At 64.2% G+C, this 22046-nt stretch carries 18 protein-coding genes; 9 read left to right on the top strand and 9 right to left on the bottom strand.

Annotation, left to right across the window (positions count from 1 at the left end; genetic code table 11):
* The first annotated feature begins 9 nt into the window (after positions 1 to 9).
* A complete protein-coding gene (locus tag QCE63_RS26225) occupies positions 10 to 948 on the top strand; it encodes an aldo/keto reductase (protein WP_309837146.1) in 939 nt (312 codons plus the stop codon).
* On the opposite strand, the gene QCE63_RS26220 is transcribed toward QCE63_RS26225, so the two are convergent.
* From QCE63_RS26220 to QCE63_RS26210, 3 genes are read right to left on the bottom strand one after another with little or no spacing between them, the layout of a single operon-like run.
* The gene (locus QCE63_RS26220; RefSeq protein ID WP_309837143.1) at positions 929 to 2455 is read right to left on the bottom strand and encodes an efflux transporter outer membrane subunit; all 1527 of its coding nucleotides are present in this window, start codon (positions 2453 to 2455) and stop codon (positions 929 to 931) included. The genes QCE63_RS26225 and QCE63_RS26220 overlap by 20 nt on opposite strands.
* On the bottom strand, positions 2452 to 3528 hold the full coding sequence (locus QCE63_RS26215; RefSeq protein ID WP_309837141.1) for an HlyD family secretion protein: 1077 nt from the start codon (positions 3526 to 3528) through the stop codon (positions 2452 to 2454). Before QCE63_RS26215 ends, QCE63_RS26220 begins: the two co-directional genes overlap by 4 nt.
* Before the next feature lie 11 nt (positions 3529 to 3539).
* Positions 3540 to 5114: an MFS transporter gene (locus QCE63_RS26210; RefSeq protein WP_404990181.1), complete on the bottom strand. Its 1575-nt coding sequence runs from the start codon at positions 5112 to 5114 to the stop codon at positions 3540 to 3542.
* A gap of 295 nt (positions 5115 to 5409) precedes the next feature.
* Between QCE63_RS26210 and QCE63_RS26205 the strand changes: the two genes are divergently transcribed.
* From QCE63_RS26205 to QCE63_RS26180, 6 genes are all read left to right on the top strand, one after another.
* Entirely contained in the window at positions 5410 to 5964 is a 555-nt protein-coding gene (locus QCE63_RS26205; RefSeq protein WP_309837140.1) for a DUF4863 family protein, read from the top strand.
* A gap of 119 nt (positions 5965 to 6083) precedes the next feature.
* Positions 6084 to 6521 carry a MarR family transcriptional regulator gene (locus QCE63_RS26200; RefSeq protein ID WP_309837138.1) on the top strand — a complete coding sequence of 146 codons (438 nt, stop codon included), beginning with the start codon at positions 6084 to 6086 and terminating at the stop codon, positions 6519 to 6521.
* Between the two features lie 56 nt (positions 6522 to 6577).
* Positions 6578 to 8053, top strand: a complete 1476-nt coding sequence (locus QCE63_RS26195) for an efflux transporter outer membrane subunit (protein ID WP_309837136.1) — start codon at positions 6578 to 6580, stop codon at positions 8051 to 8053.
* Between the two features lie 31 nt (positions 8054 to 8084).
* Complete coding sequence (locus tag QCE63_RS26190; protein ID WP_309837134.1) at positions 8085 to 9278, top strand: HlyD family efflux transporter periplasmic adaptor subunit; 1194 nt, start codon at positions 8085 to 8087, stop codon at positions 9276 to 9278.
* A gap of 61 nt (positions 9279 to 9339) precedes the next feature.
* The gene (locus QCE63_RS26185) at positions 9340 to 10893 is read left to right on the top strand and encodes a DHA2 family efflux MFS transporter permease subunit (protein ID WP_309837132.1); all 1554 of its coding nucleotides are present in this window, start codon (positions 9340 to 9342) and stop codon (positions 10891 to 10893) included.
* Positions 10894 to 10965: 72 nt separating this feature from the next.
* Positions 10966 to 11166, top strand: coding sequence for a copper chaperone (locus tag QCE63_RS26180; RefSeq protein ID WP_309837130.1), 201 nt, complete (start codon positions 10966 to 10968; stop codon positions 11164 to 11166).
* 122 nt (positions 11167 to 11288) lie between these two features.
* Here the strand turns inward: QCE63_RS26180 and QCE63_RS26175 are convergent, their stop codons facing one another.
* The 4 genes from QCE63_RS26175 to QCE63_RS26160 are packed head-to-tail and all read right to left on the bottom strand — an operon-like array spanning position 11289 to position 16155.
* The gene (locus tag QCE63_RS26175; RefSeq protein WP_309837129.1) at positions 11289 to 12827 is read right to left on the bottom strand and encodes an efflux transporter outer membrane subunit; all 1539 of its coding nucleotides are present in this window, start codon (positions 12825 to 12827) and stop codon (positions 11289 to 11291) included.
* The gene (locus tag QCE63_RS26170) at positions 12824 to 13906 is read right to left on the bottom strand and encodes an HlyD family secretion protein (protein WP_309837127.1); all 1083 of its coding nucleotides are present in this window, start codon (positions 13904 to 13906) and stop codon (positions 12824 to 12826) included. The genes QCE63_RS26175 and QCE63_RS26170 overlap by 4 nt, the downstream gene beginning before the upstream one ends.
* A gap of 12 nt (positions 13907 to 13918) precedes the next feature.
* Positions 13919 to 15484 carry an MFS transporter gene (locus tag QCE63_RS26165; RefSeq protein WP_309837126.1) on the bottom strand — a complete coding sequence of 522 codons (1566 nt, stop codon included), beginning with the start codon at positions 15482 to 15484 and terminating at the stop codon, positions 13919 to 13921.
* A complete protein-coding gene (locus tag QCE63_RS26160; RefSeq protein ID WP_309837125.1) occupies positions 15481 to 16155 on the bottom strand; it encodes an antibiotic biosynthesis monooxygenase in 675 nt (224 codons plus the stop codon). Before QCE63_RS26160 ends, QCE63_RS26165 begins: the two co-directional genes overlap by 4 nt.
* A 272-nt stretch (positions 16156 to 16427) precedes the next feature.
* Between QCE63_RS26160 and QCE63_RS26155 the strand changes: the two genes are divergently transcribed.
* Positions 16428 to 17357, top strand: coding sequence for a LysR family transcriptional regulator (locus QCE63_RS26155; protein WP_309837124.1), 930 nt, complete (start codon positions 16428 to 16430; stop codon positions 17355 to 17357).
* Between the two features lie 11 nt (positions 17358 to 17368).
* On the opposite strand, the gene mug is transcribed toward QCE63_RS26155, so the two are convergent.
* Together mug and QCE63_RS26145 are read right to left on the bottom strand one after the other, a co-directional pair.
* A complete protein-coding gene (mug, locus tag QCE63_RS26150) occupies positions 17369 to 17881 on the bottom strand; it encodes a G/U mismatch-specific DNA glycosylase (protein ID WP_404990180.1) in 513 nt (170 codons plus the stop codon).
* Between the two features lie 2 nt (positions 17882 to 17883).
* Positions 17884 to 18924, bottom strand: a complete 1041-nt coding sequence (locus QCE63_RS26145; RefSeq protein WP_309837123.1) for a GlxA family transcriptional regulator — start codon at positions 18922 to 18924, stop codon at positions 17884 to 17886.
* 323 nt (positions 18925 to 19247) lie between these two features.
* On the opposite strand from QCE63_RS26145, the gene QCE63_RS26140 reads away from it, so the two are divergent.
* Positions 19248 to 22046 (top strand): 2-oxoglutarate dehydrogenase E1 component, encoded by a 2799-nt coding sequence (locus QCE63_RS26140; protein ID WP_309837121.1) that lies wholly within the window; start codon positions 19248 to 19250, stop codon positions 22044 to 22046.

The following is a 22046-nucleotide window of genomic DNA, read 5'->3' as shown; positions in this document are numbered from 1 at the left end:
GATACCGTCATGAGTACGTTCGAGGATTTCCGGCTGAAGACGCTGCCGCTTGCGCACGGCGCCGGTCGGATGCCTGCCATCGGTTTCGGCACACTCATTGCCGATCCGGCCATCACGTTGAGCGCGACCCGCGCCGCGTTGCAAGCAGGCTTTCGACACTTCGACTGTGCCGAGCGCTATCGCAACGAACGCGAAGTCGGCGAGGCGCTGCAAGCAGGAATGGCAAGCGAAGGACTGTCGCGCGGCGACATCTTCGTCACCACCAAGCTATGGAACACCAATCATCGGCCGGAACGGGTGGCGACGGCCTGCGATGCAAGCTGCGCACGGCTCCAGGTCGACTATCTCGACCTGTATCTGATCCACACGCCTTTCGCGTTTCAGGCGGGCGACGAGCACGATCCACGCGATGCGAACGGCAACGTTCTGTACGACGAAGGCGTGGCCTTGCTCGATACCTGGAAGGCAATGGAGCGCCTCGTCGATGACGGGAAATGCCGCGCCATCGGCTTGTCGGATATCGGGCTGGATGAACTGCGTCCGCTCTACGAAGCCGCGCGCATCAAGCCGGCGGCCGTGCAAGTCGAAGCGCACCCCTATCTGCCCGAGCGCGAGTTGCTGGAGTTTTGCGAAGAACATGGCATCGTTTTTCTTGCCTTCGCGCCTCTGGGACATGGCATCAAACCTGGACCGCTGGATGATCCGGTCATCGGCAGGCTGGCCGCGCAATTGAATCGAACGCCCGCACAATTGCTGCTCGCCTGGGCCGTGCAACGCGGCACTGCGTTGCTGACGACGCCCAAGAGCGAAGCGCGCGCCCGAGAAAACTTCACGGTCTCCGCGCTGCCGGATGAAGCGTTTGACGAGATCGACGGCATCCAGACGAGGTTGCGCTTTAACGAAGTCGTCAAGACCGGCAGCCCCGGCTTCATTCCCCGAAGACCGTAAGCGACGCCTCGTAGCTCGATTCCCAGCCGCCGCCAAGCGACTTGCACAGCGTGATGAGATTCTCCGCAGCCGTCGCCTTGCTTTCTTCCAGCTTGCTCTGCGCATCCAGTAATTGCTTTTGCACGTTGAGCACGTCGAGATAGTCGAGCGCGCCGGCCTTGTAGCGTTGCTGCGCAATGCCGAGCGCGCGCTGGTTCAGGCTGACGACGTTCGTCAGGCGCGCATGCCGCCGCTGTTCGGCGTCGTAGACGAGCAGTGCATCGTCCACCTCGCGCCATGCTTCGAGCACGGTGTGCTTGTAGACGATCGCCGCTTCCTGCTGCTGCGCTTCGCGGAGTTGAAGCGTGCCCTTGAGCCGTCCGCCTTCGAAAATCGGAAACGTGATGGAAGGCCCCACCACGAATTGCCCTGACGCCCAATCGGCGAGATTCGTCAGCTGGAGACTTTGAAATCCGGCGCTGCCATTCAAGGCAATGCGCGGATAGAAATCGGCTTTCGCCATGCCGATGGACGCCGTCGCGGCATGCAACTGCGCCTCGGCCTTCTTGATGTCGGGCCGGCGCTGCGCGAGTTCAGACGGGAAGCCTACGGGAACCTGATGCGGCAGGCTTGGCGTATCGCGGGTCGCGGCGAGTATGGGCTGCAACGCGCCCGGTTGCTCGGCGAGCAACAGGCCAATGGCATTGATGCCCGTATCACGATTCGATTCGAGCGTGGGGATCAGGCTTTCGATGGTTTCCCTCTGTGCCATGGCATTGGCGACGTCGAGGTCAGTGGTGACGCCTTCCCGCACGCGCACTTGCGTGAGCTTGACCGCGTCCCGTGCGATCGCGAGGTTCTGCCGTGCGATCTCCAGCAGCGATTGAGTACTGCGCACATCGATATAGTCACGCGCGAGTTCGGCGCGCGCGGACAAAAGGATGGCGTTGCGGTCTTCGTACGATGCCTGCGTCAGCGCGCTGGCGGTCTCGACGCTGCGTCGTACACGGCCCCAGATGTCGAGCTCCCATGATGCATCGAAGCCGGCCTGATACAGGTTATAGGCCGGCGATCCCTTGTGGCCCGGCAGCGCCGATACACCGAGCGGCGCGTCGCCGGATGCCGATTCCGGCTGACGCTGCGACGGCGTCACGCCGAGCAGCGAGAGGATGCCGTTCTCGCTGCCGCGCTCGCGGTTATACGACGCTGCGGCATCGAGCGTCGGCCATTCTGCCGCGCCCGCGATACGCCGCTGCGCGCGGCTCTGGAGCAACCGCGCCGATGCCGCGGCCACGTCCAGGTTTGCATCGGCGAGACGCTGTTCGAGTGCGTTCAGCACGGAATCGTCGAAGAGGGTCCACCAGTCTTGGACGAACGCCGCTTCGACCGCCTTGCTTGGGGCCTGCGCAGTCTGCGTGCGGTCGAAGATCTGGGGCGTGGCGGCGGTGGGGCGCTCGAAGTCCGGCCCGACCATGCAGCCGGTGATCGCGAGGCATGCGGGCAGGGCAAGCACAATCTTCGCTTTCATTTCGACTCGACTCCCTGCGCGAGGGTTTCGCCGTGCCGGCCTGTTACGACTTGCGCCTCGACTGAAAGACCCACGCTCAGGTCCGATGCCGCCTCCTGTCCTGGATCGATGATGATCTTGACCGGCACGCGCTGCACGATCTTCGTGAAGTTGCCGGTTGCGTTGTCGGGCGCGATGGGCGCGAAGCTGACGCCGGTGGCAGGCGCGAGGCTATCGACACGCCCCCGGATCACGACGCCTGGAAAGCTGTCCACCCTGATGCGCGCCCGTGCGCCCGGCCGCATCTTGGCGATCTGGTTCTCCTGGAAATTAGCGACCACATACGCCTGCGCGAGCGGCACGACGGCGAGCACCGGCGCACCCGGCGTCACGAAGGCGCCAACCCGCGCGGAGCGTCGCCCGATCTTGCCATCGACGGGCGCGGGAATCACCGTGTACGAAAGGTTGAGCCTGGCCTGCTCCTGCGCCGCTTCGGCACGCGCTTGCGTGCCGGCGGCCCGGTCGCGTTGCGTGCGCAGCACTTGCAGGTTTTGCTCCGTGGTCTTCAGTGCGGCACGGTCACGCGCTTGCTGAGCGAGTTGCTGCGCCAGCGTGCTCGACGAGCTTTGCTGCTCTTGTGTGGTGCCCGCGCCCGCATCCGACAGGTTTCGATAGCGCGAGGCGTTGGCCCGCGCGAATTCGATAGCGGCTTCGTCGGAACGCAAGGTCGCGCGCGCCTGATCGACGAGTGATGGCTGGCGCGCGATCTCGGCATCGAAGTTGGCCACGGCCGCGCGGGCGGCGGTGACATCGGCTTCGGCGCTCAGCAGCGCGGCGCGATAGTCCCGGTCGTCGATGCGCACGAGCACTTGCCCCGTTTTCACCGTTTGATTGTCGTTGACCAGCACATCGGAGATCTGGCCGGCGATGCGCGGTGCGACGAGCGTGAAATCGGCCTGGACGTAGGCATCGTTCGTGGATTCGACGTCCGGGTTCGACAGCAACCTGTACGCGACCCAGGCGACGACAACGAGTGCGATAACCAGTGCCGCAACGATGATGAGCCTGGAATGCGCGCGAAGGGTGGAAAACATGATGACGTCCCTTAAGGGGAGGGTGACGGCTTCACGTACCAGGGCGGATGAATACGCACGGGCAAGACGGGAACGAGCACGAGCAGCGCGACGGCGACGCACGCCATCACGCGATACAGATCGGCCGATGCCAGCACGAGCGCCTGCTCATGCACCCGATGCGCGAGCTCGCCGAGGCCGTGCGTCGCGTCGATGCTCTGACTGGTCACGAGCGCGCGATTGCCGAGCTGATCCACGAGGTGGTTCGAATGAAAGCGCTCGCGAGCGGTGCCGAGTCCTTCTATCAGGCCGGTTGCCACGGCCGCAGCGAAAGTCTTGACGGTGTTGAACATCGCGGACGCGAAGGGGCCTTCCGTTGGCGGCAAGCCGGTGGTGACGCCCATCAGGATCGAGAGAATGACCATCGGCTGGGCCATGATTTGCAGGGACTGCAACCAGTAGAAGTTGTCGCGGATCCATTCGGAGGTCATGTAGCTGCCCATCGCACACGTCGCGATCATGCACAGCAGGCCGAGCGACAACACCCAGCGCACGTCCACGCGCCGCATATTCAGTGTCGCGGCCGTGAGCGGCAGCACGATCAACAAGGGCAGCGCCACGAGCAGCGAGAGCGGCGCGGACTCCAGCGGGCGGTATTCGTGCACGCGTGCCAGGAACTGACCGGGAATCGCGGCCACGCCGACCAGCAGCGTGACGGCGCCGGCGAGCGTCACCAGACCATGCGTGAAGTTGCGGCGTTTGAGGAGTTGCAGCTTGAAAAAGGGCATCGGGTGGAAATACTCGTTGATCAGAAACGCAACGAGCAGCGCGGTGCCGCCAAGAAACAGGGCGCAGATGAAACCGGATTCGAGCCAGTCGAGACGATCGCCCTGCAAGAGCGCGATCACGAGCATCGCCGCTGCCGGCAGCCCTGTGAGCAAGCCGATCCAGTTGAATGAGCGAAACCGTTCCAGCTTCGGCGCATCTTCGGGAAGGCCCCACACGATCGCGATGCAACTCACCAGGCCCAGCGGCAGGATCTGCCAGAACACCATTTTCCAGCTGACGTACTCGGTCCACAGCGCGGCGAGCGGCGTGCCGAGCGCCGGTCCGAAGGTCGCGGTCAGCGCGTAGCCGGCGAGTCCGTACAGCTTGATTGGCGGCGGGAGGTAACGCAGCGCGACGATGATCAGCATGGGCGGCAGGCAGCCGCCTGAGATGCCCTGCAGGACGCGCAGGACGTACAACGCCATCAGCGACGGAGCGAACGGACACAGGAAGCCGAAGAGCATCGTGGCGAGCACGGCGCCTGTCGTGAAGCGCTTGAGGGTGAACGTGATGCCGAACCACGGCGCGAAGATCATCGTGGCGACGTTGGCTGCTTCGAACAAGGCAGTGAGCCAGGTTCCATCGTCATGGCCGATTGAAAAAGCGCCCTGGACATCCGCCATGGCGACGGCCGTGACTTGCTCGTTCAGGATCGCAAGGAGTGAGGCGCCCAGCATGCCGATCAGCCCCACCGCAACGCGCAGCGACAGCACGGGCGCTTGCGGCGCGGGAGCGCTCGTGTTTGCGCGGCCGTTGTCGTGGACGTTGGTTGGTTTCATGAAGCTTGACCTGTTGCGCGTGCTCGGTCAGACATCCCATGCCGGGACGAGGCACCCAACGGAACGCTGGATTCCCATTGCGACGACTCGTGCATGTCAAGTTGGACTGCGTCGAGTGTACGCGCGGAAAATTGCGGTTGCAGTTTGCGTGCAGACCGGCCGAGCAGACCTTTCTTCTCTTCAGGAACAAGGTGTTTTTTGGCCATTCGCGTGTGGTTTCTGGCCCACCTGCACTTGTCGAAGGCGGTCCGTGCTCTCATCTGGACCCCCCACTTCGAACGAGGACACGACGGCCATGCCCGGAACGAAACAAGACGCGACGCCTCCGCAAGAGCAATTGCTCGCGCGACTCTTTACGTTGCTCGAGAGCATCAAGGACAGGACGGCAAGCCCGGAGATCAAGCAATGGCTCAACAGCGAATATGGCGTGCAGAGCGATCTGTACCAGGAAATCGCTCAAGGGGTGAAGCAAGGCGTGCAAGACGGCTGGGCGGCAAATCTCGAGATCGATGGACCGCGCTATCGCCGTTCATTGCTCAGTGCGCCTTGCGAGAGGACCTTCTTTTTCAGCATCACGGTCGTGCTGATGGATAGCGCCGGCAATACGCAGGGACATCCGGAAGACAGCTTCAGAGGACACTTCCATGCGCATCCTTACGGCGAATTCAATATGGTGTTTCCGCTGGACGATGGTGCCGCGCTTCGCGGTCTCAATGGCTGGTGTCATGGCGGCTGGACCTCGCCGGACGCTGGAAGCCGCCATTACCCGGAGGTCAAGGGCGGCGCGGTAATCTCGCTGACCTTTCTTCCGGCGGGACGCATTTCATTCGACATTTCACCCCACCAGTGAGCGCGTCGAGCCTGAGCCGAGCGTTCCCGCAACAGACTATTCCAAAAACGGACTTTGACAAAATCTGACTTTGCAGTAAAGTTGAATCCATTGAAGTTGGGCTGCGCTGGAGAATCTCCATGGACCACTACTCCCACAAGAACTTCTCGCTGACCCAGAGCGTCGGCTTTGCTGTCAACAAGGCGCGCAACCTGCTGGTTGCGGAACTGGACGCGGCGTTGAAGGACCTCGGCATCACCACGCAGCAGATGGGCATTCTCATGTCCATGCGCGGCGGCGTGACGCAGACGCCGTTCGAACTTTCAAAACTGCTGGGCATCGACACCGGCCTGATGACGCGCATGCTCGACAAGCTCGAAGCGCGGCAGCTGCTGCAACGCACGCGCAGTCTGGAAGACCGACGCGTCGTCAATCTCACGCTGACGCCAGAGGGCGAGAAGATCGCCGACGAATTGCCGCATATCGCGCCGGCGGTACTCAATAAACGTCTGAGGAAATTCACGCGGGCCGAGTTCAACGAACTGCGCCGCCTGCTGAGCAAGTTCCTCGAAGACTGAACGCACGGCGTTTGACGTCCGTGATTTTTTCGCTCATTTATCTGACAGGTCAGAAAATGTTCAAGCAATCGAATCGCGCCCATCTTGCTTCACGGGCTGCGCAAACCAGTATCACGTTGGCCTTCGCTGCGGTGCTGGCGGCGTGCGCGAACTACGCCGGCATCCATAGCGACAAGGAGATGGCAGAGCCGCAAAGTTATGCGACGGAACAGAGTCTTCCCGCCGCCGACGACGGTGGCCGCTGGCCCGCGCCCGACTGGGCCGATCAGTTCGGCGACGCACAACTGCATGCGCTGCTCGACGAAGCGCTTGCAGGCAGTCCGACACTGGAACAGGCGCGTGCGCGCATCGCGGCGGCATCGGCGTACAGCGAGACCGCGAAGGCCAACACTTTGCCGCAGGTCGGCGCGTCGTATTCCTGGACGCGTCAACGCTATTCGGAGAACGCGCTCGTGCCGCCGCCGTATGCGGGATCGTGGCAATCCGAGAACAAGGGGCTGTTGTCCGCGTCCTATGACCTCGATCTATGGGGCAAGAATCGTGAGGCGCTGCGCGCCGCCGTATCGCAGGTGCAGGCCAGCCAGGCGGACGCCGAAGCTGTGCGACTCGCGCTCGACACGTCGATCGCACGGTCTTACAACCAGCTTGCGCGGCTCTACGCGTTACGCGATATCGCGCAGAGCGACGTGGGCCAGCGCGAGCAGATCGTGCGGATCACGACGGGCCGCATTGCCAACGGGCTCGATACCGAAGTCGAGCGCAAGACCGCGGACGCCGATCTCGCAACGAGTCGCGCAACAGTGTCGGCGCTCGATGGCCGCATCGTCGTCACGCGCTATCAGATCGCGGCGCTGTTGGGGAAGGGCCCGGATCGCGGGCTGTCGATCGAACGTCCGCATCTTGGCATCGGCGATGAAGTGCGTTTGCCCGGCAATCTGCCCGCCGATCTGGTGAGCCGCCGCCCCGATCTCGTCGCGGCGCGCTGGCGCGTCGATTCGATGACGCACGACATCAAGGAAGCGAAGGCCGAGTTCTATCCGGACATCAATCTGAGCGCGTCGCTCGGGCTCGATGCATTCGGCTTCGGCCGGCTGCTGACGGCAGCGAGCCGCACGATGTGGGCGGGACCGGCGATTCATCTGCCCATCTTCGACGGCGGCGCATTGCGCGCGCAACTGAAAGGCCGTTACGCCGACTTCGACTACGCCGTGGCCACCTATAACCAGACGCTCGTCACGGCGCTGAGCGATGTCGCGACGGGTCTTTCGCAGATCCGCTCGACCGACGCGCAGCTTGTCGACGTCACCACTGCGCAGGACGCCGCGCGCAGCGCGCAGCAACTCGCGCTCACGCAGTACCGCGCGGGACTTACGAATCAGCTGACCGTGCTGAACGCCGAGACCAACGCGCTCGCGGCTGAACGCGCGGTCGCGGACCTGAAGATGGACCGGCGCGATCAGCAGATTGCACTCGCGGCCGCGCTGGGCGGCGGCTACACGGACACGCAGGCCGACGCCATCGCCGCACGCTGAGCGACATCATGAACAGAACGGGAGCAGGGACATGAGCGACACCATCATCAAGGAACGCAGCGAGGCGGAACGATCCGACTCCGCCGTCGATACGAAACCGCGCAGCAAGCGCAAGCTGCTGCTCACGCTGCTTGCGGCGAGCGTAGCCTTGGCGGGCGCAGGCTGGGGCGGCTATTACTACACCACGGGCCGCTTCTTCGAAGACACCGACGACGCCTATGTCAGCGGCAACCTCGTGCAACTGACGCCTGAAGTGAGCGGCACCGTGATCGCCGTCAACGCGGACGACACGCAGATCGTGCATCAGGGCGCGCCCGTCGTCACGCTCGATGCCGCCGACGCCAAAGTGGCGCTCGGCAATGCCGAAGCGAATCTCGCGCAGACGGTGCGGCAGGTGAGCAGCCTGTACGTCAACAACGCGTACTACGGCGCGACGATTGCCCAGCGCCAGTCCGATCTCACGCGCGCGCAGGCGGACCTGAAACGGCGTATCTCGATCGCCGAAACCGGTGCGGTGTCGGGCGAAGACGTCGCCCATGCGCGCGATGCCGTGAGCGCCGCACAGGCCGCGCTCGATGCTGCGCGCCAGCAGTCCGAGGCGAATCACGCGCTGACCGACCGCACCTCCATCGCGCAGCATCCGAATGTCCAGGCGGCCGCCACGAAAGTGCGCGACGCGTGGCTGGCCTACGCACGCAACACATTGCCCGCGCCGGTCACCGGTTACGTCGCGCGGCGTTCGGTGCAAGTGGGGCAGCGGGTCGCGCCCGGCGCGCCGCTGATGGCGATCGTGCCGCTCGACGGCGTCTGGGTCGATGCCAACTTCAAGGAAGTGCAGCTTGCGCACATGCGCATCGGTCAGCCGGTGACGCTCACCGCCGACGCCTACGGCTCGAAAGTGAAATACCACGGCCACGTCGAAGGCTTTTCCGCGGGCACGGGCGCGGCCTTCGCAGTGTTGCCTGCGCAAAACGCGACCGGCAACTGGATCAAGGTCGTGCAGCGTTTGCCGGTGCGCATCCGGCTCGACCAGCGTGAACTGGACGCGCATCCGCTGCGCATCGGCCTCTCGATGCAAACGGAAGTCGAATCGCGCGACCGGTCCGGCACGCAACTCGGCGCGGCCACGACGACGTCCTACAAGACCGATGTCTTCAGCCGCTATGGCGAAGAAGCGGACGCGGAGATCGAGCGGATCATCGCCGACAACGTGACGGCGCGCTGACGCTCGTATTTTTTGTATCTATTTATCTGACAGGTCAGTGACAGACAAAACAGGTTATGCAATGAACCCGACATCTCAACCCGCTCCACTGCAAGGCGGCAAACTCGTTCTCGCGACGCTCGCGGTGGCGCTCGCGACCTTCATGAACGTGCTCGACTCGTCGATCGCCAATGTGGCGATTCCGACCATCGCGGGCAATCTGGGCGTTTCCGTCGATGAAGGCACGTGGGTCATCACGCTGTTCGCCGCCGCCAACGCCATCTCGATCCCGCTGACCGGCTGGCTCACGCAACGCGTCGGACAGATCAGGCTGTTCGTCTGGTCGATCCTGCTGTTCGTCATTTCGTCGTGGTTGTGCGGGATCGCGCCGAATCTTCCGGTGCTGCTCGCCGCGCGCATTCTGCAAGGCGCGGTGGCGGGCCCGCTGATCCCGATGTCGCAGGCCATCCTGCTCGCGTCCTATCCGAAGGAGAAAAGCTCGACCGCGCTCGCGCTCTGGGCGATGACGGCAACCGTCGGTCCCATTGCGGGGCCCGCGCTCGGCGGCTGGATTACGGACAGCTATTCGTGGTCGTGGATCTTCTACATCAACATTCCGGTCGGGCTGTTCGCGGCGGGCGTGACCTGGGCGATCTATCGCGATCGCGAGACGCCGGTGAAGCGCATCCCCATCGACAAGGTCGGGCTGCTCTCGCTGATCGCGTGGGTTGCCTCGTTGCAGATCATGCTCGACAAGGGCAAGGACCTCGACTGGTTCAACTCGCCGGTGATCGTCGCGTTGGGCGTGTTCGCGCTTATCAGTTTCGTGTTCTTCCTCATCTGGGAACTGACGGAGAAGAACCCGGTGGTGGACATCACGCTCTTTACCGGGCGCAATTTCCTGGGCGGCACGGTGGCGATTTCGGTCGCCTATGCGGTGTTCTTCTCGAACCTCGTGCTGCTGCCGCAATGGATGCAGGAATACCTCGATTACCGTTCAGTCGATGCCGGCCTTGCCACCGCGCCGCTCGGCATCTTCGCCGTGATTCTTGCGCCGGTGATGGGCAAGCTGATGCCGCGCTCCGACGCCCGCGTGCTCGCCACCCTGGCGTTCCTCGGCTTCGCGGCCGTGTTCTTCATGCGCTCGCACTACACGACCGGCGTCGATACCTGGACGCTCGTCGTGCCGACCCTGCTGCAAGGCATTCCCACCGCGCTGTTCTTCGTGCCGCTGACGGCCATCATCCTGTCGGGATTACCGCCTTCGAAGATTCCGGCGGCGGCGGGCCTGTCGAACTTCGCGCGCGTGTTCGCGGGTGCGGTTGGCACGTCGCTCGCGGCCACGGGCTGGAACGACCGCACGATCCTGCATCACTCGCAGCTCGTCGAACAAGCGAGCGTGCACAACCCGCTGTTCACCGATGCAATCGGCTCGATACAACGCGCGCTGGGCGCCAGTCCGTCACAGGCGCTGGCCTTCTTCGAGCGCTCGCTGACGACGCAAGCCGCGATGCTCGGCCTCAACGACATCTTCTGGTTGTCCGGAGTGATCTTCATCGCGATCGTGCCGCTGATCTGGCTGACGAAGCCGGGCAAGGGCGCGGGCGGAGGCGCGGCGGGTGCGGGAGGTCACTGAAGCGTCTGGTTTCGATTCACGGATCCGCCATGCGGATGATTCAACCGATCCTTCCATTACTGGAGCAACATCATGAAATTCTCGGTCAAGCAGGAGATTCATTCCGACGACATCGCCACGCTCGAACGCGCGATGCGTACCGTCGATGCCAACGCGCAGGTCCAGGTCGATATCGGTGGGAAGACGGTGAGCGTCGATTCGTGGCTGATGCCGGAGGAGTTCATCGTCGCGTTTGCGGACGAAGACTATGACGTGAAGATTCTTGAAGCGTAGCGTGGTCTCGCGATCCATCGCCGGCTGTGTTGCTCGAAGTGTTCGAGTAATGAGCCGGCGATCTCTTTTGTGCTGCGGGCGCATGAAACAACAAGAATGACACGCGGGGCGTGCCGGAGCCCTCAACGACTGGCGTATCGATGATCGTAAGTCGTTTCCCATCCGCCGCCCAGTGACTTGCACAGCGTGATCAGATTCTCGGCGGCCGTCGCCTTGCTGCGTTCCAGATTGCTCTGTGCGTCGAGCAATTGCTTCTGCACGTTGAGTACGTCGAGATAGTCGAGCGCACCGGCCTTGTAACGCTGTTCCGCGACGGCGAGCGCGCGCTGGTTGAGGCTCACCACGGACGCGAGCCGTTCGCGCCGGCGCTGTTCGGCATCGTAGACGAGCAACGCATCGTCCACTTCACGCCAGGCTTCGAGCACCGTGCGCTTGAAGACGATCGCGGCTTCTTCCTGTTGCGCCTCGCGCAGTTGCAGCGTGCCTTTGAGCCGTCCGCCCTCGAAGATCGGAAACGTGATCGACGGCCCGACGACAAATTGCCCTGACGCCCAATCAGCGAGACTGGAAAGTTGCAGGCTCTGGAAACCCGCGCTGCCGTTGAGCGAAATGCGCGGATAGAAGTCGGCCTTGGCCATGCCGATGGAAGCCGTGGCCGCATGCAGTTGCGCCTCGGCCTTCCTGATGTCCGGACGGCGCCGCGCGAGTTCCGACGGAAAACCCACCGGCACCTGTTCCGGCAGCTTCGGCAGGTCGCGGGCATCGGCGAGCATGTCGCGCAATGCGCCGGGCTGCTCGCCGAGCAATACGCCGATTGCGTTGATGGTGGTGTCGCGCCGCGCTTCGAGCGTCGGAAGCAGGCTCTCGATGTTTTCCATCTGCGCGGATGCATTGGCGACGTCGAGGTCCGTCGTGACGCCTTCGCGCACGCGGATCTTCGTGAGCCTGACCGCATCGCGGGCGATGTCGAGATTCTGCCGGGCGATATCGAGCAGCGACTCGGTGTCGCGCAAGTCGATATAGTCGCGCGCCAGTTCCGCGCGCGCCGACAGCAGGATCGCATTGCGGTCCTCGAACGACGCCTCCGACAACGCGCCCGCCGCTTCGACGCCGCGCCGCACGCGGCCCCAGATGTCGAGTTCCCATGATGCATCGAAGCCCGCCTGATAGAGATCGTAGGCCGGCGAGCCCTTCGCGCCCGGCATGCCCGCCACGCCGAGCGGCGCGCTGCCCGACGCCGACTGCGGCTGGCTTTGCGTCGGCGTGACGCCCAGCAGCGACAGCACGCCGGTCTCGCTGCCGCGCTCGCGGTTGTAGGACGCCGCGCCATCGAGCGTCGGCAGCGCGGCCGCACCGGCCACGCGTTGTGTCGCGCGACTCTGCCGCAAGCGCGCGGATGCCGCGGCCACATCGAGGTTGGCATCGGCGAGGCGCTGTTGCAGCGCGTTCAGCACGGGGTCGTCGAACAGCGTCCACCAGTCCGGATTGAAGTCGGCCTGCACCGGCTTGCTCGGCGCCTGTGCGTTGTGCGTCCGTTCGAGCACGTCGGGCGTCGCGCTCTTCGGCGCTACAAAATCGGGGCCGACCGTGCATCCGGTTATCACGAAACTTGCAAGGACGGCGAGCGCCAGCGTGCGCAGCGGCATGTCATTCGGGTTCATTTGGCGTCGCCTCCAAGGGCCAGCGGTTCGCGCTGCCTGCCGACCGACACCTCCGCTTCCACCGACAATCCGACGCTCAACGCATCGGCGGCTTCCTGCGGACGATCGATCGCGATCCTCACCGGCACGCGCTGCACGATCTTGGTGAAGTTGCCGGTCGCGTTGTCGGGCGCGATAGGCGCGAAGCTCACGCCGGTCGCAGGCGCGAGACTTTCCACATGGCCCGTGATGACGCGGCCCGGAAAGCTGTCCACCTTGATGCGTACGCTTTCGCCGGGCCGCATTCGCGTGATCTGGTTCTCCTGGAAGTTGGCGACGACATAGGCGTCCCGCAGCGGCACGATCGCCAGCACCGGCGCACCGGGCGTCACGAATGCGCCGACGCGGGCCGAACGGCGTCCCACCTTGCCATCGACGGGCGCATGGATCTCCGTGTACGACAGGTTCAGCGTGGCCTGCTCCAGCGCGGCCTCGGCACGGGCGAGCGCACCGGCGGCCTTGTCGCGCTGCGAATGCAGCACGGCGAAGTTCTGCTCGGTCGTGCTCAGCGCGGCGCGGTCGCGGGCCTGTTGCGCGAGTTGTTGCGCCAGCGTGCTCGCTGCGCGCTGTTGTTCCTGCGTGGTGCCGGCGCCGTTCTCCGACAGGTTCTGATAGCGCGATGCGTTGGCGCGTGCGAAGTCGATAGCGGCGTCATCGGCGCGCAATGTGGCGCGCGCCTGTTCGACCAGCGACGGATGCCGGGCAATTTCCGCATCGAAGTTGGCGACGGCCGCGTGGGCCGCGACGACATCCGCCTGGGCGCTCATCAACGCGGCGTGGAAATCGCGGTCGTCGATGCGCAACAGCAGTTGTCCCGCCTTGACGGTCTGGTTGTCCTGCACCATGACATCGGCGATCTGACCGGCGACGCGCGGCGCGACCAGTGTGAAATCGGCCTGCACATAGGCATCGTTGGTGGATTCGGTCCCCGGGTCGGACGAAAGCTTGAAACCCAGTCCCGCGATGACGGCGAGCGCAACCGTCGGCACGGCGATGCGAACGATACGGAATGAGGCTTGGGATGGGGTTGAGGATGACATGACAGGCGTCCCTTAGTGTGAAGAGGGCGGTGTCGTGCTCCACGGCGGATAGATGCGCACGGGTAACACCGGAACGAGTAGAAGCAACGCAATGGCAATGCAGGCCATGACGCGATAGAGATCAGCGGACATCAGCACCAGCGCCTGCTCATGCACGCGGTGCGCGAGTTCGGCCAGGCCGGCGGCGGAATCGAGGCTCGGGTTCGCGACCTGCGGACGATTGCCGATCTGATCCACCAGCACATTCGAGTGATAGTGTTCGCGCGCCGTGCCGACGCCTTCGATGAGCGCGGTCGCCACGGCGGCGGAGAAGGTCTTGAGCGAGTTGAACATCGCCGAGGCGAACGGACCTTCCGTCGGCGGCAGGCCGGTGGTGACGCCCATCAGGATGGCGAGGATCAGCATGGGCTGCGCGGCGATCTGCAAGGCTTGCAGCAGATAGAAGTTGTCGCGGATCCATTCGGATGTCATCGAGCTGCCCATCAGACAGGTCGCGATCATCAGCGTGAGACCCGTCGCCATGACCCAACGGGAATCGACCCGCTTCAGGTTCAGCAGCGCCGCTGTCAACGGCAACGCGACGAGCAGCGGCAACGCCACCAGCAAGGAGAGCGGCGCGCTTTGCAGCGGGCGATAACCGTGGATACGCGCAAGATGCTGCCCCGGTATCGCGGCGACGCCGACCAGCAGGATCACCGCACCGGCGAGCGTCGTGAGACCGTGCGCGAAGTTTCGGCGCGACAGAAGCTGAAGCTTGAAGAACGGAAGCGGATGAAACCACTCGTTCACGAGAAACACGGCAAGCAGCGTACCGCCGCCGACGAACATCGCGCAGACCAAATCCGATTCGAACCAGTCCAGCCGCTCGCCTTGCAGCAGAGCCGTCACGAGCATCGCAATGGCGGGGCCGCCCGTGAGGAACCCGGTCCAGTTGAAGGCGCGCAGCCGGTCGAGCTTCAGCGCATCGGCGGGAAGGCCGTACTGGATCGCCCCGCACGCGAACGCGCCCAGCGGGACGATCTGCCAGAACGCCATTTTCCAGCTGACATACTCGGTCCATAGCGCGGCGAGCGGCGTGCCCAGTGCCGGACCGAAGGTCGCCGTCATCGCATAGCCGGCGAGGCCGTACAGCTTGACCTTCGGCGGGAGATAACGCAGCGCGACGATGATGAGCATCGGCGGCAGACAGCCGCCCGCGATCCCCTGCAACACGCGCAACCCGTACAACGCAGCGAGGTTCGGCGCGAACGGACACAGCACGCCGAAGAACATCGTCGCCAGCACCGCGCCGATCGTGAAGCGCTTGAGCGTGAAGGTCATGCCGAGCCAGGGCGCGAACACCATGGTGGCGACGTTGGCTGCTTCGAAGAGCGTCGTGAGCCATGTGCCGTCGTCGTGACCGATGGACAGCGCACCCTGAACGTCGGTCATGGCGATGGCCGTGACCTGTTCGTTCAGGATCGCCAGCAAGGACGCGAGCAGCATGCCGGCCAGGCCCGTGGCGAGACGGGGCGAGAGCGCGGCGCGGTCCTGCGCACGCGCCTGCGCCGTGGGGATGGAAAGCTCTGCCGTGCTCATGCCTTTCGACGCGCTTCTTCAAAATACTGTGGCGCTTCGCGACGATCGAACATGCCGTATTCACGAATCACGCGAATCTGGCGCGAGCGCACGTCGCTCGGGAGCGCGGCTTCACGTGCGTAGGCATCGGCGTCGGTCTGATCGCGCCATGTCGCCACGGCGATGACATCGCCCGGCGAAAGCAGCGCGTCGAACACGTCCCAAGTCACGAGACCGGGCGCCGCGAGTTCGAGACCCAGCGATGCCGCGACCGCTTGCGGTCCGGCTTCCTTGATCCAGTCCGGCTTGCGGCTTGCATCGTGCAGCGTTACGGCCTTGCCCGCGCCGACCTCGGTCACGTCCAGACGCTGTTCGAGCAGAACGTGTCCCGCGGGAATCTGCGTGTCCGCGACGGTCTGCCCAATGCGCAGCCGATAGTCTTCGAATACGCGGTCGCGCGCCGCTTCCTGAATCTTGTGATGGCGGCTCGTCGTGCGCCAGCGCACCAGCGACTTTTCATCGCGCCAGCTCGACAGGGACAGCAGCCAACCGTCGCGCGTGAGGCTCGCGTAGCGCACGTTGTCGACGAAACCGTCGATCTTTTGCAGCTCGGGGCGCAGCATGTTGGCCATGCCGAGATAGGCGTCGAACTGATCGCGATAGGGATTGACTTCCAGCATTGCAGAGAACATGACAGGCGCTTCCTTGGTTCGTTGCCGAATGGCTTCGGGCTGGATGAATTGTCGGTGAGCAAGCTGCGTGGCTGAAGTCCGGGCTGTGCCGGAATCGGGACAATGAATGTGCCGCTCGGGCCATCGCGAACGGGGTCGAACATTCACGCGCGTGCTGTGCTTCTTGTGGGCCAATCCGTGCTCGAATCGGGCCAACGCGCTGCAAGAGCGGTTACGCGTCTTCCATCGCCGCCTAGAATCTCGAAGCGGATGGTCGCGGTGTGGGAAAGGGAATGGACAGGTTGCGTGAGATGGAAGTCTTTGTCGCCATCGTGGATAGCGGTGGCTTCACCAGTGCGTCGGAGCGGCTCGGGTTGTCGACGGCCGCCGTATCGAGGGCGCTGAATTCACTCGAGGCGCGCACTGGCGCGCAACTGCTCGCGCGCACGACACGCTCGGTGCGTCCCACCGATGCGGGTATCGATTACCTCGAGGCCTGCCGCCACGTGCTCGATGCCGTCGCGGATGCGGAGGCGCGCCTTGGCGCGTGGCATGTCAAGCCGGTCGGCACGCTGACGGTGTCGGCGCCGGTGCTGTTTGGCCAGCGCTTCGTGGCGCCCTTGATCAATGCCTTCGCGAAGCGCTATCCGGACATCACCATCCATGCGGTGTATGTCGATCGCACGACGCGGTTGCTGGAAGAAGGCGTCGATGTCGCGATTCGCATCGGTCATCTCGGCGACTCGACGACGTTCGCCGTGCCGCTCGGCTTCGTGAGGCGCAGGACGTATGCGTCGCCGGCTTATCTGAAGACGCGCGGAGAACCGCTGCATCCGCGTGAACTGACGCAGCACGACTGCGTGTCCTATACGGGCGTGACGCAGCCGCTGGAATGGGTGTTCGCCGAGCGCGGCACGCGCCTGGCCGTGCGTCTCCAGCCGCGCATGATCGTCGATCTCGCGCCCGCCGCCATCGCCGCAGCTAGCGACGGCGTGGGCATCACGCAGCTTCTTTCCTATCAGGCGACGCCGGAAGTGCTGGACCACGCGCTCACGCCGATTCTGTCGGCCTTCGAACCCGATCCGGTGCCGGTGAGTCTGCTGCATGTGGAGCGTCGCGGCGGGAGCGGCAAGATTCGCGCGTTCCTCGAATTCGTGACCGATGCGTTGCGCGGCAACGCGCATTTGCAATGCGTTGCCAGGACGATGGCCGCGCGACGCTGAACCTGTCTCGGCTATGCAACGGCGAGACGCAACTCGCGATAGGCGCGGACGAGTGCGTCGAGGCTGAAGGCGCGGTTCAGGCCGCTGGGATTGGGCAGCACCCAGACGCGTGAGGCACCTATGCCGCGCTGTTGCGGTCCCCAGGCGATTTCCCGCTGACCCGTCATGGCCGACAGCGCCATCTTGCCGAGAAACGCGATGGTGCGTGGAGACAGGCCGCGCATTTTCAGTTCGAACGATGCCGCCGCGCCCGCGATCTCATCGCGCGACAAACCGTCCGCACGCGCGGTCGGGCGCGCGACAGCGGTAGTCAGTCCACACCCGTATTGAAGGATGGCGCGCCCGTCTTCGGGGCGCAGCAACTCGGGCGTGAAGCCCGCGAGATGAACCGTTTGCCAGAAGCGATTGCCTCGGCCCGCGAAGTGGTGTCCCGTCGATGCGGCGAGCAGCCCAGGATTGATGCCGCAGAACACGACATTCAGACCGGGTTCGAGAATGTCCGGAAGCGACTGGATCGTTGGCACGCTTATGCGGCCTCCGCCAGTTCTTCCAGCTCGGTCAACGAGACGGAATCGATCACATCGGATCGGGACGTGACATGCTGAGCCATTGGCGCATCCCGGAAGCGCGCACGATACTGCTTCGGCGTGACGTTCAGGCGTCGTGCAAAGGTGGTGCGCATGTGCGTCGCGCTATGAAAGCCGCATTCGAACGCGATGGTCTTGAGCGGCGCGTCGCTGGATTCGAGGCGCTTTCTCGCGGTATCGACGCGCACCTGTTCAACGAATGCTGACGGCGTGACCTGCGCGTACCGGGCGAACACGCGGGAAAAGGTCCGGCGGCTCACCGACACCGCGTTGGCCAGTTGCTCGATGGAGAGCGCATCGGCGATATGTTCGGTCACATAGCGATGCACCCGGGCGATGATCGGCGCTTCCTCCGTGACCTCGGCGAGATACGGGCTGTATTGCGACTGTCCGCCTTCGCGCTGGATGTAGACGACGAGGCGTCTGGCTACGCGCATTGCGTGTTCGTGGCCCCAGTCTTCGGCAACCAGCGCGAGACACAGGTCGATGCCCGCTGACACGCCCGCCGATGTGAACAGCCGGTCGTCGCGCATGAAGATCTTGTCCGGCTGCACGCGCGCTTGCGGAAAGGTCTTGGCGAGGCGCCCGGCGTCGGCCCAATGCGTCGTGACCTGCTTGCCATCGAGCAGGCCGGCGTGGCCGAGCACGAAAGCACCGTTACACACCGCGCCAAAGCGGGCCGCGCCAAGCGCCTGCCTGCGGAGCCACGCAAGGAACTCGGCCGGCGGGTTCCAGTCGGGCAACTGCGGGCCGCCCGCCACGAGCAACAGGTCGTATTGCACGTCCGAGTCGAGATAGCCGACCGGCACGACAAGCTGCATGCCATTCGAACAGGTGACGAGCCCTGCCTCGCGTCCGACCAGCGAGACTTCATAGCGCTGATCCAGGGGCAGATGCGTGTTGGCTTCCGCGAATACGTCGAGCGGACCGGCAACGTCGAGTGCCTGGACACCGTCGAACAGAACTAGGGCGACTTTCATGCCGTGACCTTCTTGATGGAAAGCGATCGACTGAGACCGATTGCCCCACTCTATCCCAGCCCTCGCGCGCGAGTGACACCTTGCCCGGTAAATAACTTTTGCGTCTGTGTAACAAGCGCGTTTCATGCCTCCCCGCACTGCTTTCCGCTTGGCATGGCCCGAATTCGACGTCGATTGGCCCGCCGCGACGCCAGATACGCGTCCCCTCCGTGACGCCGCTGACTAGACTTGGTTGCATGAGGTAGACAGGTCTGTCTCCGAAGAACCACGGCGTGCGGTAGCGCGAAAGCACCGGGCCGTTTGAGACAAGAAGGACATTCATCATGTTGATCGAACAACGCCAGAACTCGTTCCTGTTCGGCGCCAACGCGCCCTATGTGGAGGAACAATATGAACGCTATCTTGCCGAGCCGGCCTCGGTGACCGACGAATGGCGCGGCTATTTCGACGCACTGCGCGAAACGCCCGCCGTCGACGGCAGCGACCGCGACGACGAACCGCACACGCCGGTCGTCTCCGGTTTCGTCGAACTCGCGCGGCATCCGCACCCGGTTGCCGCTCACCCCGACAGCGCGCTTGCGCTCGCGCGGAAGCAAGTGGCGGTGCAATCGCTCGTCACCGCGTTCCGGACCATCGGGACGCGGCGCGCGAATCTCGACCCGCTGCGGTGGGAACCGCAGCGCGTGCTGCCGGAGCTCACGCCTGCTTACTACGGTCTCACGGCGGCCGATAGGGCCACGCGCTTCAGCACGGCGGACACGTACTTCTTCGACGAAGACGCAACCCTCACCGAGATCGTTGCGGCGCTCGAGCAAACCTATACGGGCACGCTGGGCGCGGAGTTCATGCATCTCTCCGATGCCGACGAGCGACGCTGGTGGCAGATGCGGCTCGAATCGTCGCGCGCCGCGCCCTCGTTTTCGAGCGAGGAGAAACGCCGCTTTCTGGAACGCCTCACGGCGGCGGAAGGACTCGAAAAGTATCTGCACACGCAGTTCGTCGGGCAGAAGCGCTTCTCGCTCGAAGGCGGCGAATCGCTGATCGTGTTGCTCGATGAACTCGTGCGCTACGGCGCCGCGAAAGACGTGCGCTCGGTCATCATGGGCATGGCGCATCGCGGACGGCTGAACGTGCTGGTGAACATTGCAGGCAAGCCCTTGCACGCCTTGTTCGATGAATTCGACGGCAAGCACGCCGACCCGCTCCCCGAAGGCGACGTGAAGTATCACAAGGGCTTCAGCACCGTGACGCAAACCGCGCAAGGTCCGGTCGAGGTCGTGCTCGCGTTCAATCCGTCGCATCTGGAGATCGTCAATCCGGTCGTGCAGGGCATGGCGCGCGCCAAGGCCGACGCGCTCGGCCCGAGCCACGCCGGCAGCGTGCTGCCGGTGGAAATTCACGGCGACGCGGCGATGTCGGGACAAGGCGTGGTGATGGAAACCTTGAGCCTGTCCTACACGCGCGGCCACGGCACGGGCGGCACGGTGCATGTCGTGGTCAACAATCAGATTGGCTTCACGACGTCCGACCCGCGCGATACGCGTTCGTCGTTCTACGCGACGGATATCGTCAAGATGATCGAAGCGCCGGTGCTTCACGTCAACGGCGACGATCCCGAAGCGGTGGCCATGGCCGTGCATCTCGCGCTCGACTATCGGACGCAGTTCAGGCGCAGTGTCGTGATCGATCTGGTGTGCTTCCGCAAGCACGGTCATCAGGAGCAGGACACGCCCGCCATCACGCAGCCACTGATGTATCGCGCGATCGCCGCGCATCCGGGCGTCCGGACGCTCTATGCGCAGTCGCTGATCCGGCAGCGCGTGGCGACGCCCGAGCAAATCGATGCCTACGCCGATGCGCAGCGTGTTTCATTCGATGGCGCGCGTGGCGGCGATCCGCTTCCCATTGAAGCTGAAACGGGCGCGAGCCAGACCGGCCGCTACGAAGCACCGTCTCACGAGCAATTGAGCGTCTGGGCGCGGCGCATCGCCAGCGTGCCCGAGGGCTACGAGCTTCATCCGCTCGTCAACAAGATGATGACCGCGCGGCGCGACATGGCGAGCGGCAAGAAGCGCATCGACTGGGGCATGGGGGAGCATCTTGCCTTCGCGTCGCTGCTTGGAAAGGGGATCGACGTGCGACTGAGCGGACAGGACAGCGGGCGCGGTACGTTCAATCACCGGCACGCGGTGCTGCACAACCAGAAGCGCACGCAACGCAGCGATGGCGTGTTCATTCCGCTCGATCACGTGCACGACGTTCAAGGCCGCTTCACGGTGACCAACAGCATTCTGTCCGAGGCGGCCGTGCTTGCGTTCGAGTACGGTTACTCGACCGTCAAGCGCGATGCGCTCGTGATCTGGGAAGCGCAGTTCGGCGATTTCGCGAATGGCGCGCAGGTGGTGATCGATCAGTTCATCGCGGCGGCTGCGGCGAAGTGGGGGCAACGCAGCCGCCTGACGCTGTTCCTGCCGCATGGGCAGGAAGGCGCCGGGCCGGAGCACGCGTCGGCGCGTCTCGAACGCTATCTGCAGCTGAGCGCTCAGGACAATATGCGCGTGGTTCAGCCGACGACCCCGGCGCAGTTGTTCCATCTGCTGCGCATGCAGGTGCTTGCGTTCGACGGCAGGCCGCTGGTCGTGATGACGCCCAAGTCGCTGCTCAGGCATGCGGAAGCTGTCAGCACGCTGGAGGAACTGTCGCAAGGCGCGTTTCATGAAGTGCTGCCCGACGCCCACGCCGATGCCGCGCATGACGCACAGGTCGAGCGCGTCATCGTGACGTCGGGGAAGTTCTACTACGACTTGGTCGACTATCGCCGCAAGCACGGCATGGACGACGCACGCGTGATACGCGTCGAACAGTTGTATCCGTTTCCGGCCTCGCAGATTGCCGCGCAGCTTGCCCGCTATCCGAACATCAAGCGCGTGATCTGGTGTCAGGAAGAAGCGCGCAATCAGGGTGCATGGAGTTATGCCGAGCCGCAGCTGCGCGCGCTTCTGCCTTCAGGCGCGGATCTGTCGTATGTCGGGCCGGACGCATCGGCATCGACCGCGCCGGGGCATCACGCCACGCACGTGGCAAGACAAGCGGATGCGCTGAACCGCGCATTCAAGAAGTGA

The organism is Caballeronia sp. LZ065 (assembly GCF_031450975.1).
GTDB lineage: Bacteria > Pseudomonadota > Gammaproteobacteria > Burkholderiales > Burkholderiaceae > Caballeronia.
Note: the sequence above shows the minus strand (reverse complement) of the source record. Positions and strands in the feature narration are given on the sequence as shown.

Excerpts from the sequence above, each read along its gene's own strand:
- QCE63_RS26225 (WP_309837146.1), top strand. The coding sequence starts at position 10 with ATGAGTACGTTCGAGGATTTCCGGCTGAAGACGCTGCCGCTTGCGCAC.
- QCE63_RS26220 (WP_309837143.1), bottom strand. The coding sequence starts at position 2,455 with ATGAAAGCGAAGATTGTGCTTGCCCTGCCCGCATGCCTCGCGATCACC.
- QCE63_RS26215 (WP_309837141.1), bottom strand. The coding sequence starts at position 3,528 with ATGTTTTCCACCCTTCGCGCGCATTCCAGGCTCATCATCGTTGCGGCA.
- QCE63_RS26210 (WP_404990181.1), bottom strand. The coding sequence starts at position 5,114 with ATGAAACCAACCAACGTCCACGACAACGGCCGCGCAAACACGAGCGCT.
- QCE63_RS26205 (WP_309837140.1), top strand. The coding sequence starts at position 5,410 with ATGCCCGGAACGAAACAAGACGCGACGCCTCCGCAAGAGCAATTGCTC.
- QCE63_RS26200 (WP_309837138.1), top strand. The coding sequence starts at position 6,084 with ATGGACCACTACTCCCACAAGAACTTCTCGCTGACCCAGAGCGTCGGC.
- QCE63_RS26195 (WP_309837136.1), top strand. The coding sequence starts at position 6,578 with ATGTTCAAGCAATCGAATCGCGCCCATCTTGCTTCACGGGCTGCGCAA.
- QCE63_RS26190 (WP_309837134.1), top strand. The coding sequence starts at position 8,085 with ATGAGCGACACCATCATCAAGGAACGCAGCGAGGCGGAACGATCCGAC.
- QCE63_RS26185 (WP_309837132.1), top strand. The coding sequence starts at position 9,340 with ATGAACCCGACATCTCAACCCGCTCCACTGCAAGGCGGCAAACTCGTT.
- QCE63_RS26180 (WP_309837130.1), top strand. The coding sequence starts at position 10,966 with ATGAAATTCTCGGTCAAGCAGGAGATTCATTCCGACGACATCGCCACG.
- QCE63_RS26175 (WP_309837129.1), bottom strand. The coding sequence starts at position 12,827 with ATGAACCCGAATGACATGCCGCTGCGCACGCTGGCGCTCGCCGTCCTT.
- QCE63_RS26170 (WP_309837127.1), bottom strand. The coding sequence starts at position 13,906 with ATGTCATCCTCAACCCCATCCCAAGCCTCATTCCGTATCGTTCGCATC.
- QCE63_RS26165 (WP_309837126.1), bottom strand. The coding sequence starts at position 15,484 with ATGAGCACGGCAGAGCTTTCCATCCCCACGGCGCAGGCGCGTGCGCAG.
- QCE63_RS26160 (WP_309837125.1), bottom strand. The coding sequence starts at position 16,155 with ATGTTCTCTGCAATGCTGGAAGTCAATCCCTATCGCGATCAGTTCGAC.
- QCE63_RS26155 (WP_309837124.1), top strand. The coding sequence starts at position 16,428 with ATGGACAGGTTGCGTGAGATGGAAGTCTTTGTCGCCATCGTGGATAGC.
- QCE63_RS26145 (WP_309837123.1), bottom strand. The coding sequence starts at position 18,924 with ATGAAAGTCGCCCTAGTTCTGTTCGACGGTGTCCAGGCACTCGACGTT.
- QCE63_RS26140 (WP_309837121.1), top strand. The coding sequence starts at position 19,248 with ATGTTGATCGAACAACGCCAGAACTCGTTCCTGTTCGGCGCCAACGCG.